Source organism: Pseudanabaena sp. PCC 9330 (assembly GCF_055795045.1).
Genome location: NZ_JAYFES010000049.1, coordinates 1 through 330, shown reverse-complemented (window position 1 = coordinate 330; position 330 = coordinate 1). Strand labels below are relative to the sequence as shown.

The window sequence follows — 330 nt, the reverse complement described above, 5'->3', positions numbered from 1 at the left end:
TGGTGACCTCTTCGCTAGTGCGTGAGACCACCGAGACCGAGTCTCAGAACTACGGCTACAAGTTTGGCCAAGAAGAAGAGACCTACAACATCGTTGCGGCCCACGGCTACTTCGGTCGGTTGATCTTCCAATACGCCAGCTTCAACAACAGCCGCAGCCTGCACTTCTTCCTGGGTGCGTGGCCTGTAATTGGCATCTGGTTCACCGCCCTGGGCATCAGCACCATGGCGTTTAACCTGAACGGGTTCAACTTCAACCAGTCGATCCTTGACTCTCAGGGTCGTGTGATTGGCACCTGGGCTGACGTGATCAACCGCGCCAACCTGGGTA

Annotated in this window: 1 pseudogene; it reads left to right on the top strand. The window is 56.1% G+C overall.

What is annotated here, in order from left to right:
- Positions 1 to 330 (top strand): annotated as a pseudogene (locus AC0QKW_RS01800) (photosystem II q(b) protein); the annotation flags it as partial.